General features: G+C 66.8%; 18 protein-coding genes. 12 read left to right on the forward strand and 6 right to left on the reverse strand.

What is annotated here, in order from left to right:
• Positions 1-9: 9 nt before the first annotated feature.
• From C5F75_RS09880 to C5F75_RS09890, 3 genes are all read left to right on the forward strand, one after another.
• Positions 10-657: a hypothetical protein gene (locus tag C5F75_RS09880; RefSeq protein WP_059585354.1), complete on the forward strand. Its 648-nt coding sequence runs from the start codon at positions 10-12 to the stop codon at positions 655-657.
• The gene (locus C5F75_RS09885) at positions 654-1,205 is read left to right on the forward strand and encodes a shikimate kinase (RefSeq protein ID WP_063892447.1); all 552 of its coding nucleotides are present in this window, start codon (positions 654-656) and stop codon (positions 1,203-1,205) included. Before C5F75_RS09880 ends, C5F75_RS09885 begins: the two co-directional genes overlap by 4 nt.
• Positions 1,206-1,656: 451 nt before the next feature.
• Positions 1,657-2,364 carry an SDR family NAD(P)-dependent oxidoreductase gene (locus tag C5F75_RS09890; protein ID WP_059585353.1) on the forward strand — a complete coding sequence of 236 codons (708 nt, stop codon included), beginning with the start codon at positions 1,657-1,659 and terminating at the stop codon, positions 2,362-2,364.
• A gap of 31 nt (positions 2,365-2,395) precedes the next feature.
• Here the strand turns inward: C5F75_RS09890 and C5F75_RS09895 are convergent, their stop codons facing one another.
• Positions 2,396-3,361: a LysR family transcriptional regulator gene (locus C5F75_RS09895; protein ID WP_059585352.1), complete on the reverse strand. Its 966-nt coding sequence runs from the start codon at positions 3,359-3,361 to the stop codon at positions 2,396-2,398.
• A gap of 214 nt (positions 3,362-3,575) precedes the next feature.
• On the opposite strand from C5F75_RS09895, the gene C5F75_RS09900 reads away from it, so the two are divergent.
• The 6 genes from C5F75_RS09900 to C5F75_RS09925 all read left to right on the forward strand — a co-directional run bounded on the left by C5F75_RS09900 (position 3,576) and on the right by C5F75_RS09925 (position 6,788).
• The gene (locus C5F75_RS09900; protein WP_059585377.1) at positions 3,576-4,040 is read left to right on the forward strand and encodes a RidA family protein; all 465 of its coding nucleotides are present in this window, start codon (positions 3,576-3,578) and stop codon (positions 4,038-4,040) included.
• A 273-nt stretch (positions 4,041-4,313) separates the two neighbouring features.
• Positions 4,314-4,733 carry an organic hydroperoxide resistance protein gene (locus C5F75_RS09905; protein WP_059585376.1) on the forward strand — a complete coding sequence of 140 codons (420 nt, stop codon included), beginning with the start codon at positions 4,314-4,316 and terminating at the stop codon, positions 4,731-4,733.
• 66 nt (positions 4,734-4,799) lie between these two features.
• On the forward strand, positions 4,800-5,126 hold the full coding sequence (locus C5F75_RS09910; RefSeq protein WP_059585375.1) for a DUF4148 domain-containing protein: 327 nt from the start codon (positions 4,800-4,802) through the stop codon (positions 5,124-5,126).
• A gap of 64 nt (positions 5,127-5,190) precedes the next feature.
• Positions 5,191-5,517, forward strand: a complete 327-nt coding sequence (locus C5F75_RS09915; protein ID WP_059585374.1) for a DUF4148 domain-containing protein — start codon at positions 5,191-5,193, stop codon at positions 5,515-5,517.
• A 72-nt stretch (positions 5,518-5,589) separates the two neighbouring features.
• Entirely contained in the window at positions 5,590-5,919 is a 330-nt protein-coding gene (locus C5F75_RS09920; protein WP_059585351.1) for a DUF4148 domain-containing protein, read from the forward strand.
• 152 nt (positions 5,920-6,071) lie between these two features.
• Positions 6,072-6,788: a GNAT family N-acetyltransferase gene (locus tag C5F75_RS09925; RefSeq protein ID WP_059585350.1), complete on the forward strand. Its 717-nt coding sequence runs from the start codon at positions 6,072-6,074 to the stop codon at positions 6,786-6,788.
• Between the two features lie 60 nt (positions 6,789-6,848).
• Here C5F75_RS09925 and C5F75_RS09930 read toward each other — a convergent pair whose 3' ends face one another.
• From C5F75_RS09930 to C5F75_RS09935, 3 genes are all read right to left on the reverse strand, one after another.
• Complete coding sequence (locus tag C5F75_RS09930) at positions 6,849-7,304, reverse strand: MarR family winged helix-turn-helix transcriptional regulator (RefSeq protein WP_006482257.1); 456 nt, start codon at positions 7,302-7,304, stop codon at positions 6,849-6,851.
• A 107-nt stretch (positions 7,305-7,411) separates the two neighbouring features.
• On the reverse strand, positions 7,412-7,540 hold the full coding sequence (locus C5F75_RS37145) for a hypothetical protein (protein WP_256122098.1): 129 nt from the start codon (positions 7,538-7,540) through the stop codon (positions 7,412-7,414).
• Positions 7,537-7,908 (reverse strand): GFA family protein, encoded by a 372-nt coding sequence (locus tag C5F75_RS09935; RefSeq protein WP_059585349.1) that lies wholly within the window; start codon positions 7,906-7,908, stop codon positions 7,537-7,539. The genes C5F75_RS37145 and C5F75_RS09935 overlap by 4 nt, the downstream gene beginning before the upstream one ends.
• Positions 7,909-8,168: 260 nt before the next feature.
• Here C5F75_RS09935 and C5F75_RS09940 point away from each other — a divergent pair, with 260 nt between their 5' ends.
• On the forward strand, positions 8,169-8,801 hold the full coding sequence (locus C5F75_RS09940) for a 5-formyltetrahydrofolate cyclo-ligase (protein ID WP_104012126.1): 633 nt from the start codon (positions 8,169-8,171) through the stop codon (positions 8,799-8,801).
• A 10-nt stretch (positions 8,802-8,811) separates the two neighbouring features.
• Here the strand turns inward: C5F75_RS09940 and C5F75_RS09945 are convergent, their stop codons facing one another.
• Both C5F75_RS09945 and C5F75_RS09950 read right to left on the reverse strand, forming a co-directional pair.
• Positions 8,812-9,945, reverse strand: a complete 1,134-nt coding sequence (locus C5F75_RS09945; RefSeq protein WP_059585373.1) for an AAA family ATPase — start codon at positions 9,943-9,945, stop codon at positions 8,812-8,814.
• Positions 9,946-9,986: 41 nt separating this feature from the next.
• Positions 9,987-10,856, reverse strand: coding sequence for an RNA ligase family protein (locus C5F75_RS09950; RefSeq protein WP_060009568.1), 870 nt, complete (start codon positions 10,854-10,856; stop codon positions 9,987-9,989).
• Between the two features lie 731 nt (positions 10,857-11,587).
• On the opposite strand from C5F75_RS09950, the gene C5F75_RS09960 reads away from it, so the two are divergent.
• A complete protein-coding gene (locus C5F75_RS09960) occupies positions 11,588-12,736 on the forward strand; it encodes an RNA ligase RtcB family protein (RefSeq protein WP_059585346.1) in 1,149 nt (382 codons plus the stop codon).
• The gene (gene prfH / locus C5F75_RS09965) at positions 12,736-13,344 is read left to right on the forward strand and encodes a peptide chain release factor H (protein ID WP_316252111.1); all 609 of its coding nucleotides are present in this window, start codon (positions 12,736-12,738) and stop codon (positions 13,342-13,344) included. The genes C5F75_RS09960 and prfH overlap by 1 nt, the downstream gene beginning before the upstream one ends.
• Positions 13,345-13,418 lie beyond the last annotated feature (74 nt).

Consider the following 13,418-nt stretch of genomic DNA (forward strand, 5'->3'; position numbering starts at 1 on the left):
GAGCGACACGTGAGCTGCGCGGTGGCGCGCGCCCGGCGCCGCATCGGTGCGATCGTCGAGCGGCGGGACGATCGCGCGATCGTGATCGTCCGGCATGCGGCGCAGGCGCTGCTCGAGCCCGCCGCGCTCGAGCGGCACCGTGCGCTCGCGTGCCGCCACGAGGACGAGCTGGAAGTGCTGCTGCAGCCGTGCGGCGGCGCGCACGACGGCGTGCGGACGCTGCTCGGCCGGCTGCGGGATGCCGGCGTGGCCGTGGCGCTCGACGCGGCCACGGTTGCCCACGACGCGTCGCTGCTCGAATTCGCGAGCTGGGTCACACGGTGTACGACGGCCGACGGTCTGGCCGCGGCACCCGACGACACGGCCGTGCCGGGTGGTGCGCTGCTCTACGGGCTCGTCGTGCGATGGCGCGATCTGCACGGCAGGTGGCGGCGGCCCGAGCGCGACGCGGCGCCTGAACGCGCGCCGCGGACCATCGCGGCGGATGCGGCCGAGCACATCGCGGCCTGCGATCCGGACGAGCAGGTGCTCGGCGCGCTGCTCGACGCCGATGACGCGTCGACCGGCGCGGCGCTCGACACGCTGTCGGACGCGGTGCGCGCGCGACGGATCTGCCTGGCGACGCGGGCCGGCTGGTCGCTCGCGCGACGGTTATGAGCCCCGCCGTCGAGACGGCCGGCGGGCGCGCGTTTCTGGTCGGCATGATGGGCGCGGGCAAATCGACGCTTGGCCGCGCGCTCGCGGCTTCGCTCGGCTGGGCGTTCGCCGACAGCGACGACGAGATCGAGCGGCGCACCGGCCGCTCGGTCGCCGCGCTGTTCGACGTGGTCGGCGAAGGCGGCTTTCGGCTGCTCGAAGCGCATATCGTCGACGAGCTGACGCAGCGCGCGAACGTGGTCGTGGCGACCGGCGGCGGCTCGGTCCTGAATCCGCACACCCGCGCACGCCTGAGCGAGCGCGGCAGCGTGATCTATCTGCATGCGGATCCCGATGTGCTGTGGCGGCGTACGTGCGACGACACGCGGCGGCGGCCGCTGCTGCAGGCGGGCGAACCGCGGCAGACGCTCGCCGCGCTGTACCGGACGCGCGACCCGCTGTATCGCGAATGCGCGCATGCGCTGGTCGATACGACCGCACACGATGTCGCTCGCGCGACGGCGGAGGTGTTGACGCTGCTGTTTGCGCGGAGGAACGCGCCGGCGTGACGGCGCGGTCGCTTCCCTGCCCTTCGATTCGACGACGCGCTCGACGTCATACGCGTTTTTGAAGTGGCGAGTTTGGATTTTCGATAGTGCTATCGTGATAAGAAAAGTTATCCGGATAGAGGTATTTTCTTATCCAACCTCGTGTTTTCGTGGCAAACGAATCGACGCTTCAAGCTCCCGGAAAATCGGTCCATCAGGCACGATCCCGCCCCGCGCCGACATTCTCCCGTAGCGCACCGACTTGGCGAGCACCCGGCGCGGCGGTGTACCCGACTCCAGCGCGGCGATCGCCGCAGACCCTCGCCTTTCCCGTCATTTGTTCCCGCGACGCAAGACTGTTGCTCCATGGCGGGTGTTCGAAATCGTGACCGGCACGCCTACAGTCTGCCCATCGGATTCATCGATCCGGTCGGCATCGAGGCCGAACATCATTCACCCGTCGAGGTACATCATGAGCGCATCCAAAGTCATCATCGTCACCGGCGCATCGCAAGGCATCGGGGCGGAAACGGTCAACGCATTCCGGGCACGCGGCCATCGCGTCGTCGCGACGTCCCGTTCTATCGGCCCGTCGCACGGTCCCGATCTCGTCACCGTCGCGGGCGACATCGGCGATCCGGCCGTCGCGCACCGTGTGGTCGATGCGGCAATCGAACATTTCGGCCGTGTCGACACGCTCGTCAACAACGCGGGCATCTTCGTCGCAAAGCCGTTCACGCAATACACCGCGGACGACTATGCGCGGATCACGAGCGTCAACCTGAACGGCTTCTTCCACGTCACGCAGCGTGCGATCGCCGCGATGCAGAAGCACGGCACGGGCCATGTGGTCAGCATCACGACGAGCCTGGTCGATCACGCGAACAGCAATGTACCGTCGGTGCTGGCGTCGCTGACGAAAGGCGGATTGAATGCCGCGACGAAGTCGCTCGCGATCGAGTATGCGAAGGCCGGCATTCGCGTCAATGCGGTGTCGCCCGGCATCATCAAATCGCCGATGCATGCGGCCGACACGCACGCGACGCTCGCGTCGCTGCATCCGGTCGGCCGGATGGGCGAGATGAGCGATATCGTCGGTGCGATCCTGTATCTCGATTCGGCGCCGTTCGTCACCGGCGAAATCCTGCACGTGGACGGCGGTCAGAGCGCCGGGCATTGAGCGCCGGCGTCGAAGCCGCGAGCCGGCGTGTCTATCGCGATGCGCCGGCGCGTTTGCCGCGTGTGCCGGCTGTCCGGTTGGCAGGCGCCTGCGCGAGCTGTTCGACGAGAAAGTCGACGAACACCCGCACGCGCGACGACAGAAAGCGTGCATGCGGGTACAACAGCACGAAGGGCCGCGACCGGCCGCCGACGCTGGACAGCACTTCCACGAGCGTGCCGGCGCGCAGATCGTGCTCGACGATGAAGCGGTAGGTCTGGAACAGCCCTGCGCCGCTGCGCGCGAGCGTCACGCCGGCCAGGACGTCGCCCGACGTGCCGTAGCTGCCGGCCGTCGTGACGTCGATTTCATCCGCGCCGTCGTCGAACAGCCAGGGAATCGTCCGTCCGCTGCTCGGCAGCTCGAACTGGATGCATTCGTGCGCGTGCAAGTCGGCGATCGCGGTCGGCGTACCCGCGCGCTTCAGATAGTCGGGCGTCGCGACGACGACGAGTTCGGCGTCCTCCAGCTTGCGCGCGACCAGGCTCGAATCGGCCGGCGCGCGGCCGCGGATCGCGAGATCGTAGCCTTCCTCGGCGAAGTCGACGTTGCGGTTGCTCAGGTGAGTTTCGATGCGTACCGCCGGGTAGCGCTCGCGAAACGCCGGCAGCAGCGGCAGCACGCGATAGTGCCCGTACGGCGTCGGCATGCTGATCCGTAGCAGGCCGGCGGGCGTGGCCTGCTGGCCCGTGGCTTCGCGCTCCGCGTCGACGAGCTGCGACAACGCATCGCGACATTGCTCGAAATAACGCCGGCCGGAATCGGTCAGCCGGATCTGTCGCGTCGTGCGGACGAACAGGCGCACGCCGAGACGCTCCTCGAGCCGTGCGACCGACCGGCTGACCGCGGCGGGCGTGACGCCGGCCGCATTTGCCGCAAGCGTGAAGCTGCCGAGCTCGGCAGCCAGACAGAACAGCTCGATGCTGCCCAGCAGCAGATCGTCGAATTGTCGTTGCATGGGGCGATTCCTGCCGTCTCGGCCATGGGGGACGCGGTGAAGCAACGAGTGTGCATGAATCTCGTGCGGGAAACCAGCCGGTGCGGCGGGCGCGATTCGTTACATGACGTCCCGACTCAATTGCGCGGCCGGCATTTACCGGCTTCGGCCGCGTGACTACAGTGATTCACGGGCCATGCGGCCGCCCGATCCCTTTTACCGCAAGGAGCACGACATGAGCGTCGAACAGAACCTGGCCGAACTCGGCCTCGCATTACCGGAACCGCCGAGTCCGCTCGGCAGCTATACGGCCGTCGGCGAAGCCGGCAACCTGCTGTTCGTGTCGGGACAGTTGCCGCTCGCCGACGGCAAGCTTGCTTATACCGGCCGTGTCGGCGAGCAGTTGAGCGTCGACGACGGCAAGCATGCCGCGCGGCTGGCGGCACTGAACGTGCTTGCGCAAATCCGCAAGCATCTGGGCGGGTTCGATCGCCTGCGCAAGATCGTGCGCGTCGAGGGGCACGTGAGCTCTGCCGACGGCTTTTTCGGACAGCCGGCCGTGATCGATGGTGCGTCCGACCTGTTCGCCGCCGTGCTCGGCGCCAAGGCCGGACATGCGCGTTCGGCGTTCTCCCAGCACCAGTTGCCGGCCAACGCCGCCGTGATCCTGGTCGTGATCGCCGAGATCGAGGTGGCGTGATGACAGGCCGGACGTGTGGGGCGGCATCCGGTCCCGCAAGTGTTCTCGCGCGCCCTACCCGGCATCCGGCACGCACGTCGGCGCACCGTGCAATCGGGGGCCGGATCGTCTGAAAAGCTTGTCAGGAAAGGCGCTACACGATCCGGATACATTGAAATACAAAATATCGCATGCGATTTAATCGAATCCGCTTGACGAGAGAGGTCGTCAGGCGGAAACTGCGTCGCATGCGATCGAATCGCATCTGAGACAAACCAACCGACGGAGCAAATGATGAGCAAGATCGACAAGGTGCTGTACACGGGCAAGACGCATACGACTTCCGGCGGCCGCGACGGCGCGGCGCGCAGTTCCGACGGCCGCCTCGACATCCAGTTGTCGTCGCCGGGCAGCGCCGGCACCGGCACCAACCCGGAACAACTGTTCGCAGCCGGCTGGTCGGCCTGCTTCATCGGCGCGATGCAGCTTGCGGCGCGTGCCGCGAAGGTGACGCTGCCGGCCGACCTCGCGGTCGATGCCGAAGTGGATCTCGGCACCGCGGGCAACGCGTACTTCCTGCAGGCCCGGCTGAACGTGAGCGTGCCGGGGCTCGAGCGCGACGTCGCGCAACGCATCGTCGACGCCGCTCACCAGACCTGCCCGTATTCGAAGGCGACGCGCGGCAACATCGACGTCGACATCCGGATCGTCTGAACGTTGCATCGGGCGGCCGAGCGCCGCCCTCCCGAATTCCCGATTCCTTTTCCATCGAGGTGAATGATGAAAACCCAACTGATCGCTACCCTGCTCGTCGCTGTTTCGGCCGCTGTTGCCGCACCGGCGTTCGCCAACGAAACCACCGTGACGCGTGCGCAGGTGCGCGCCGAACTCGCACAGCTTCAACAAGCCGGCTATCCGCTGAACCGCGCGACCGACGCCACCTACCCGAACGATCTGCAGGCCGCGCTGACGCGGATCCACGCGGGCGACGCCGTCGCCGCCAACGCAGCGGGTGCCGGCTACGGCAGCGACGGCGGCGCCGCGACGCAATCCGGCCGCCGCGATGTCGCAAGCGTGGCCGAGCGTTCGGTGTACTTCGGTCACTGAGCACCACGCCGGTACGTGAACCCTGAGTCCTTTTATTCCTGATTCCATTTTGTCGAGGTGAATGATGAAAACCCGCCTGATCGCTGCCCTTCTCGTCGCTGTTTCCGCTTCTGCCGCCGCGCCGGCGTTTGCCGACGCAGCCGTGGTGTCCCGCGCGCAAGTACGCGCCGAGCTCGTCCAGCTGGAACAAGCCGGTTATCGGCCGGGACGCGCGAACGATCCGCATTACCCGGACGACCTGCAGGCCGCGTTGACGCGCATTCATGCGAACGACGCGGTGGCGGCCGACGCATCGGCATCCGGTTACGGCAACGATGCCGCTGCCGCGACGCAGTCGGGCAGCCGGCCGGCGATGCGTGTTGCCGAACGCTCGATCTACTTCGGTCATTGAACGAACGCGCGAACGGCGCCGATGGCCGGCGTGCGGTGCGCCCCCTGAATTCCTGAATCCCTGTCGAGGTGAATGATGAAGACCCAACTGATTGCCGCCCTGCTCGTTGCCGTGTCGGCCGCCGTCGCCGCGCCGGCTTTTGCCGGAGAAAGCACCGTCACGCGTGCGCAAGTGCGTGCCGAACTGGCCGCGTTGCAGCAAGCCGGCTACCAGCCGAATCGCCCCAACGATCCGCACTATCCGGACAATATCCAGGCGGCGCTGAAAAGGATTCGCGACGATGGCGCCGTCGCGGCCGATACGCAGACAGCCGGTTACGGCGGTGATGCCGGCGGCGCCACGCAGTCCGGCAGCCGCAGCGCGATCCACATGGCCGAGCGCTCGATCTATTTCGGGCATTGAGCGTGGTACGGCGAATTCTGTCGCTGAAGTCCATCATATAAAGCGCATGCGATGTAATCGCATGCGCTTTTATTTGCATTGCCGCAGCCTGCATTCCCGCCCATCCCGGATTATTCTGTGCGGCACCCCCATCTTTCACGAAGGAGCCGCCGATGCCGGATGCCATGACCGGAAACGCGACAAGCGATGCGCACGTGCTCGATCGCGTTGTCTGGAACGCGCTGACGGGCAAGCAGCACCGCTTTGCGCTCGGCAATGACCGCGCATGGCGGTTTCCGGTGGCCGTGGCGCCGTTTGCCGCGCTCGCCGACACGAGCCCGGCGTCGTTCGACGCGCTGCGCGCGCTGGTCGCCGCACACGGGCCGGCCGCGCTCGTCACGCCGGACGAGATCGCGCCACCGGCGGGATGGTCGGTGATCCGGCGCGCGACGCTGCTTCAAATGATCTGGCAACGGACGTTCGACCCGGCACATGAATCGGAACATGTCCCGCTCGGCGAAGCCGACGTGCCGGACATGCTTGCGCTGACCGCCGCCGCGCAGCCGGGCCCGTTCGGCCCTCGTACGTTCGAACTCGGCCGCTACATCGGCGTGCGCAGCGAAGGGCGGCTGGCCGCGATGGCCGGCGAGCGGATGCAGTTGGACGGCTATACGGAAATCAGCGCCGTGTGCGTGGATGCCGCGTTTCGGCGGCAAGGGCTGGCGGCGAGGTTGATCCGGTCGCTGATTGCGTCGATCGACGCACGATCGGACACGCCGTTCCTGCACGTGCTCACGACGAACCAGGTGGCGATCGAGCGCTATCTCGCGCTCGGTTTCGTCGTACGGCGCGACATGCACCTGCTGGTGCTGGGCGATGCGCACGCGTGACAATGCGGCCGGCGCGATTCACGCGCCGGCCGCTCGTCATGCCTGAGTGCCTGAGTGCCTTTATGCTTCGGTCGACCGGATCAGGTTGCCGCGCAGCGTGACGATCGCCTTCTGCACCTTCGCGAACTCGTCCGGCTTCAACCCGGTGGCTTCGACCAGGTTCATGTCGAGCCCCTTCTCGCGCACGCGGCGGCCGCTTTTCGTCAGGCTGACGAGCACCTGGCGTTCGTCGGACGGATCGCGGTGCCGCTCCAGGTAACCCATTGCCTCGAGCTTCTTCAGGATCGGCGTCAGCGTATTGGATTCGAGGAACAGCTTCTCGCCGAGCTGGCCGACGGTCTGGTTGTCCTGCTCCCACAGCGCGATGATCGTGATGTATTGCGTGTACGTGAGGCCGAGCTCGTCGAGGATCGGCTTGTACGCCTTGCCGAACGCGAGGTTCGCCGAGTAGATCGCAAAGCACAGGAACTCGGACAGCTTCGGCGCGGCGGGCGACGGGGTTTCGGTCGGTTTCATGGACTTCCTCCAGCGACGCGAACGGTCGCAGACAATCGCATTATATATCGCATACGATCTTATCGGAAGCATGATAATCGGGGTCGATGGGCTGGCGCGCGCCGCGCTCAGCCCGGCTTGCGGCGCTTGCCGGTTTGCTGACGGCTGACCGACAACAACGTGCACTGTACCGGATGCGCGATTTCGGTCGCGAGCCCGCCCGCGGCAAACAGCAGGATCATCAGCCAGCGTTTCATGCGTCCTCCACGACCGAGAGGCTCGCACCATCGGCCACCGTCGCGTCGAGCGTGTACGGATCGACGCCGTCGAGGCAACCGAGGTTGACGCGCCAGCAGGCCGGGTCCTTGCGGGTCTGGTGGAACGGATAGACGCCGCACCGGCTGCAGAAATAGTGACGTGCGGTGTGCGTGTTGAAGCGATAGCACGTCAGTGCGCCCTCGCCTTCGACGATCGTCAGGTTGGCGGCGGCGAACATCGGGCTCATCAGCGCGCCGCGCCGGCGGCACAGGCTGCAGTTGCAGCGAACGGCCGGCGCAATGGCCGTGCTGACTTCGAATTTGACGGCCCCGCAATGGCAGGATCCTTTGAACCGGGTGGCAGACATAACGGGCTCCGAAAGAGGTCACGCCTGCTTTATAGCGAAGCCGCGCGCGGGCGGTGTATCGCACTGTATCGGCCGTCGGGGCGGATACAGGACATTGCAAATCTACAGCGCGCGGCGACACGTATCGCATTTCCGGTTTCGGCCCTAGAATGGCGGCCGGAGAAACCGCATCCAGGGCCGTCAGCGCGCAGCGTTCGTCGAACGCTTCGCCGACATTCACGCGGTTCCGCCGAATAACGAACAACACCATTACAACATTCATGAAAAGAAGAACATTTCTCGCGCTGCCTGCCATGGCGGCGTCCGGCATGCTGGCCGGCTGCGCCGATTTCGGTCCCGTCACCAAGGAGTGGATGAAGGATTCGAAATACGACGAAACGTTGTCGACCTTCCTGATTACATCCGACGGCAAGCAACTCGTCGTGCTCGGCAAGCGGTATCACTACATCTTCGAAATGCCGCCGGGCCTCGCGACCGTGCTCACCGCGCCGTATCGCCCGAAGCTCCACACGGCGTTCAACGATTTCGAGGCGCATGGCGACACGATCACCGGTCATTACACGATGATGCTGGACTACGCAGATGCGCCGACCGGCTCCGACACGCGCCAGCGTGCGCTTGCGGACGGCTTCAGGAAGGACTCGGGCCACCTGGAGTCGGAAGGCACGATCAGCGGCAAGCGCTACCTGCCGAACGATGTCACGCCGTCGGCAGTCCCGCAGGCGTTCAATCATGCGTATGGCGTCACGGTGACGGAGAAGCTGTCGGCCGTCGGCAAGGGCGCCAAGCTCGCGCTGTCGCCGATCACGATGGCGGCGGACGGCGCGCTGGGCCTGCTTGGTCTCGCGCTGTTCCCGATCGCGCTGACGGTATTCATCGTGATGGCGAGCTAGGGTCGCCGCGTCAGACTTCGTAGCGCACCGCATGCGCTTCGGTCGGCAGCGGCAGATCCCAGCGCAGCAGCATCGCCTCGAGCGCACGGTTCGTCAACGACGTGTCGCGCCGTGCATTGCGGCGCAACAGCTCCGCGCGGGGCCGTTCGAGGTACACGAGCGTCACGTCGGCGCCGTACGCATACAGCAGGTCGAGCGTCTTCTTGCGCATCAGCGGCGACAGGTTCGTCGCATTCCACACGAACGGCCGCTGGTCGCGCAACAACACCTTCGCGGCATCGATCGCATGGTGCGCGACCGCGCCTTCGTTGCGGCCGTGACGCAGCCCCAACGCATCGCGCGCATCGTCGAACGACACGACCGGCAGATCCGGATGATGGCGCGCCACCCACGTGTTCTTGCCCGATGCAGGCAAGCCCGCCATCACGACGACCGACGAGCCCGGCGTGCGGAACAGCGGATAGTCGGGATGCACGTCCGCGCCGCGGAAGTAGCTGAGTGCGGTATGCGCGTCGGCGAATGCACGCGGCTGGCCGTAACAGCCGTCCTCCCGCGCCAGTTCGCGCCACAGCTCGATGTTGTCGAGCACGCGCTGCGTGTCGTGGCAGATGCGGCCGCGGATGTCGGCTTCGGCGAGCAGGCACAACAGCGGCAGGCTGACCTGCCACGACAGTTCGCGCGCGATGAACTCCGGCGTGCCGCGGCGCGCACCGCTCATCGCGAAGAACGGCACCTGATGCACGGCGATCATCCGGCAGATGGCCTCGCGCACCGCGAACGGCACGCCGGCATCCCATAATGCGATGCGCGCATCGATCGCCCCCTTGCGCGAGTGGCCGGGATGGCCGATCGCACCGGTGACGGGGTCGAGCACTGTCGTGCTCGACTTGGCGATGTCGTGCAGCAGCGCGGCCAGGAACACGATTTCCTGATCGGCGCGCGACGCTGCCTGATAACCGGGCAGTTCCAGCAGCGCATCGATCACCATCATCGTATGCGTCCATACGTCGCCTTCGCCGTGATGCGCCGGCTCTTGCGGCGTTGTTTTCGCATGTTCGAGCGCGGGGAACGCCGCGAGGCACGCGCGATAGTCCGGCTGTCGTCCGGGCGCAGGCACGAGCGCCTGCAAGTTTTCGTACTTCATGATCTGGACTCCTGTCGACGCGGCGCGCAGCCGCTTCGTATTCATGGGTTCGAATGCGCAGCCGGACACGACGCCCACGTCACCGTCGGGCGCGGCGCATACAGGTCGACACCCGGCGCGAGCAGGTTCGGGATGAACGGCTGCTCCGAGTGATGGCGCGCGGAATCGAGAATCGCCTGCACGAAATCGGGGCGCACCCACTTCAGGCGCGCGGTCGTCGTGTCGTCGGTCTCGACCTTCACGTAGAGCCCTTCGGAGCGCTCCGACTTGTCGCACTGCTGCCAGGCACGCGCGAGATCGAACCCTTGCCGCCGCACGGTGTGCTCGAATGCGCGGCGCCAGTCCGGCGTCTTCGCAAGCGACGGACCGAGCAGCGCCTTGAGGTCCGCAAGCCGCGCCGGCGCCACGCCTTCGTACAGCACGGGCACCGACAGCACGGGCCCGTCGGCGAGCAGTGCGCGCCGCGCGGGCGTCGACAGGAAGCGGCCCGTCGCGCGGTCGAACACGTCGAATTCGAAGAAATGATGCGGCAGCGCGTCGTAGAACACCGCGTGCTTCTTGCTCATCGTCTCGCCGTACATCACGTAGCGATCGCCGAGGCGCTCGAGCAGCCAGCCGGCATGGGCCGCTGCCCAGGTCTTCACGAAACCGAACTGCCGCTCGCGGCCGCCGCCGGCCAGATAGTGGCCGCGCGACTGCAGCAGCAGTTCGCCAGCCGGGCTGAAGCTGATGCCCGTGTTCGCGCCGTCGAGCTTTTCCTCGACGACGAGGTGCGCGCCGGCGAGCGTGCGATAGGGAACATGGTCGTGACCTTCGTCGCCGTCCTGCAGGCGTGAGCCTTCAAGGTGCGGCGTGCGCGGGTAGCGGGCGAGGTCGAACGATTGCGCGTAGGCGCGAAAATCCAGCGTCATGGTCTTTCTCCGGAAACAGGGAAAAAGCCGACGACGTGAACGAACGGATTGGAGTGCGTTGCGGTGTCAGTGCGAGTCCGGGCGCGGCCCTGCGATCACTGTTCCGACGCGATGGCGCAAACGGAAACGGGCAGGACGACACGCGGCCGGGACGGCAGTCGTCGGCGTATCAGGCGAAGGGACGAATGATTGCGGGCACTTGGATCACCGGTTCGATGAGGGTTCAGGGATGAAGCAGGCGGATGCTACGAAACGGTTTTTGCGGTGTCAAGCGCGACCGGGTGCGTCCATTGCGGCCTGCCGAACGCGTCGAACGCCTGCTGCGACGCGCCGCACCGGTGATCGATACATGAACGATCCGGAATCCTATGTGTGTGTTTTTCGCCACATCGCGCGCCGAATCGATCGCCGGCATCGCGTCGTCCGCTTGCTGCGCCGGTTGCGTGCATGCTAGAGTCGCCGCCATTCCGATCAACCCCTCACTCGCAAGGAGAAGAACATCATGACGTCACGCCAACGCTCCTCCCGTCGCGGGTCGTAGTTCGGGTTTTTCGCGTCCGCTCGTTTCATCGCTCACGCCACGCAGCACATCGCATCGCCGTCATCGCGATGCGCCGGATCGTTCCGGTCCGGTCGTGCCGCCCTCCTCCCGACTTCCGATGTCGGACAGCGCATGTGCGCTGTCCGCGCCATGGCCCGCCGTTCTTCCTTTTCATCGAACGGAAACCTCCATGGGCAATTCCATGCAATACCTGGCCGAGCGCATCACGCTGTGCGCTTGCGCCACCACCTGGATCGAAGGTGAGGCCATCCGGCAGCTCGAACAGGCTGCCACCCTCCCCGGCATGCGGCGCGTCGCCGGCATGCCCGATCTTCATCCCGGACGCGGCTACCCGGTCGGCGCCGCGTTCTTTTCGACCGGCCGGCTCTATCCGGCGCTGATCGGCGGCGATATCGGCTGCGGGATGGCGCTCTGGCAAACCGCGCTCGATGCGCGGCGCGTCGGTGCGTCGAAGCTCGCGAGCCGGCTCGGCTCGATCGACGCGACGCCCGATGCCGGCTGGCAGCCGCTGATCGCGGCTGCGGGCTTCGCGGATCATGCGTTTGCCGCGTCGCTCGGTACGATCGGCAGCGGCAATCATTTCGCGGAGGCGCAGCGCATCGACACGGTGTACGACGCCGAGGCCGTCGAGGCGCTCGATCTCGATCGCGACCGCCTGCTGTTGCTCGTGCACAGCGGGTCGCGCGGCTTCGGCCAGTCGATCCTCGAGCAGCACATGCGCGAGCATGGCTACGACGGCCTCGGCGAGTCGGACGCCGCATGCGCCGCGTACCTTGCGCGTCACGATGCGGCGTTACGTTATGCCGTGGCGAATCGCGACCTGATCGCGCGGCGCATGCTGGCGCGCTGGCGCAGCGATGGCCGCTGCGTGCTCGACGTGAACCACAACCTGGTGAGCCGCGCGACCGTCGACGGCGAATCGGGCTGGCTGCATCGCAAAGGTGCGACGCCGGCCGACGCGGGGCCCGTCGTCATTCCCGGCTCGCGCGGCGACTACAGCTATCTGGTCGCGCCGGGGCGGCCCGACGATGCGGCGAGCCTCGCGTCGCTCGCGCACGGCGCGGGCCGCAAGTGGGCGCGCGGCGATTGCAAGGGCCGCCTCGAGCGGCGCTTCACGCCGTCGCAGCTCACGCGCACCGCGCTCGGCAGCCACGTCGTCTGCGAGGATCGCGACCTGCTGTACGAGGAAGCGCCGCAGGCGTACAAGCCGATCGACAGCGTCGTCGACGCGCTCGAGGCGGCCGGCCTGCTGCGTCGGCTCGCACGGCTCGCGCCGGTGCTGACCTACAAGACCTCCGGGGCGGGCGACCGATGCTGATGCAGATTTCTTCGGCACAGGGGCCACTCGAATGTCAGCTCGCCGCGGCGCATGCATTGCGGCGTCTGCAGGCGGAAGCCGATGCGCGGTGCGTGATCGTCACGGTGCTCGATGTGCAGCCGGGCGACCTGCCCGGCACGCTGCGTTCGGCACTGGTCGATCTCGACGGCGATGCCGCGCAGGCGCTCGCGCAGCGGTGGACGGGCACGCTGCAATGGATTTGCGCGAGTCTGTACCGGTCACGCCATCCACGCAAGAACTGGTTCATCGGCGTCACGCGCTGTGCGGACGCGCAGCCGCTGCCGGACAGCGACGTGCGGTTCGAAGCGATGCGTGCGCGCGGGCCCGGTGGCCAGCACGTGAACAAGACGAGCTCGGCCATCCGCGCGACCCATGTCGCGACCGGCCTGTCGGTACGCGTGGAAAGCGAGCGCAGCCAGCATGCGAACAAGCGTCTGGCGTTGCAATTGCTGCACGTGCGTTTGCAGCAGGAAGCCGATCGTCATGCGTCGGACGCGCGCCGGCAGCGGCGGATGCAACACTTTGCGCTGGCGCGCGGGAACCCCGTGCGCGTGTTTCATGGGACGGCGTTCGTGCCGGCCGATTGAGCACGACCGTGTGGTCGTCGGCGGCGGTTGCGCCGGCGGCCACGCCACCGGCGTCATGGTTTTCCCGGCCTCGC

Source organism: Burkholderia anthinoferrum (assembly GCF_002925705.1).
GTDB lineage: Bacteria > Pseudomonadota > Gammaproteobacteria > Burkholderiales > Burkholderiaceae > Burkholderia > Burkholderia semiarida.

Excerpts from the sequence above, each read along its gene's own strand:
- C5F75_RS09885 (WP_063892447.1), top strand. The coding sequence starts at position 654 with ATGAGCCCCGCCGTCGAGACGGCCGGCGGGCGCGCGTTTCTGGTCGGC.
- C5F75_RS09890 (WP_059585353.1), top strand. The coding sequence starts at position 1,657 with ATGAGCGCATCCAAAGTCATCATCGTCACCGGCGCATCGCAAGGCATC.
- C5F75_RS09895 (WP_059585352.1), bottom strand. The coding sequence starts at position 3,361 with ATGCAACGACAATTCGACGATCTGCTGCTGGGCAGCATCGAGCTGTTC.
- C5F75_RS09900 (WP_059585377.1), top strand. The coding sequence starts at position 3,576 with ATGAGCGTCGAACAGAACCTGGCCGAACTCGGCCTCGCATTACCGGAA.
- C5F75_RS09905 (WP_059585376.1), top strand. The coding sequence starts at position 4,314 with ATGAGCAAGATCGACAAGGTGCTGTACACGGGCAAGACGCATACGACT.
- C5F75_RS09910 (WP_059585375.1), top strand. The coding sequence starts at position 4,800 with ATGAAAACCCAACTGATCGCTACCCTGCTCGTCGCTGTTTCGGCCGCT.
- C5F75_RS09915 (WP_059585374.1), top strand. The coding sequence starts at position 5,191 with ATGAAAACCCGCCTGATCGCTGCCCTTCTCGTCGCTGTTTCCGCTTCT.
- C5F75_RS09920 (WP_059585351.1), top strand. The coding sequence starts at position 5,590 with ATGATGAAGACCCAACTGATTGCCGCCCTGCTCGTTGCCGTGTCGGCC.
- C5F75_RS09925 (WP_059585350.1), top strand. The coding sequence starts at position 6,072 with ATGCCGGATGCCATGACCGGAAACGCGACAAGCGATGCGCACGTGCTC.
- C5F75_RS09930 (WP_006482257.1), bottom strand. The coding sequence starts at position 7,304 with ATGAAACCGACCGAAACCCCGTCGCCCGCCGCGCCGAAGCTGTCCGAG.
- C5F75_RS37145 (WP_256122098.1), bottom strand. The coding sequence starts at position 7,540 with ATGAAACGCTGGCTGATGATCCTGCTGTTTGCCGCGGGCGGGCTCGCG.
- C5F75_RS09935 (WP_059585349.1), bottom strand. The coding sequence starts at position 7,908 with ATGTCTGCCACCCGGTTCAAAGGATCCTGCCATTGCGGGGCCGTCAAA.
- C5F75_RS09940 (WP_104012126.1), top strand. The coding sequence starts at position 8,169 with ATGAAAAGAAGAACATTTCTCGCGCTGCCTGCCATGGCGGCGTCCGGC.
- C5F75_RS09945 (WP_059585373.1), bottom strand. The coding sequence starts at position 9,945 with ATGAAGTACGAAAACTTGCAGGCGCTCGTGCCTGCGCCCGGACGACAG.
- C5F75_RS09950 (WP_060009568.1), bottom strand. The coding sequence starts at position 10,856 with ATGACGCTGGATTTTCGCGCCTACGCGCAATCGTTCGACCTCGCCCGC.
- C5F75_RS09960 (WP_059585346.1), top strand. The coding sequence starts at position 11,588 with ATGGGCAATTCCATGCAATACCTGGCCGAGCGCATCACGCTGTGCGCT.
- prfH (WP_316252111.1), top strand. The coding sequence starts at position 12,736 with ATGCAGATTTCTTCGGCACAGGGGCCACTCGAATGTCAGCTCGCCGCG.